Below are 252 nucleotides of genomic sequence, written 5' to 3'. Positions count from 1 at the left end.
AGTCGAACTCGGCGACGACAGTGATCGGCCATTCCCGCCCTTTGGAGGCGTGCCAGGTGACGATCTTCACCGCCTCGGCGCTGTTGGCGGAAGGATCGGGATGACGGTCGAAATCGCGCTCGCTCCCACGGGCGTCGAGCCAGCCGAAAAATATCTTGGAGGTCTCGCCGTGGAACCCCGAGGCGGATTTGAGATCGCAATGCGCGGCTTCGAACTCCCCCGCCTCAGCCTCTAGCCGCAAAAGATCGGCAC

General features: G+C 63.1%; 1 protein-coding gene. It reads right to left on the bottom strand.

Annotated features, from left to right (window positions below; genetic code table 11):
* Nucleotides 1-252 (bottom strand): hypothetical protein (locus HBA93_RS22345; protein WP_221724699.1); only part of this gene is annotated, 252 nt, incomplete at both ends.

Origin of the sequence: Ochrobactrum sp. SFR4, from assembly GCF_019730395.1 — a bacterium.
In the GTDB taxonomy this organism is placed as follows: Bacteria; Pseudomonadota; Alphaproteobacteria; order Rhizobiales; family Rhizobiaceae; genus Pseudochrobactrum.
This window is presented reverse-complemented; position numbering and strand designations above follow the sequence as displayed.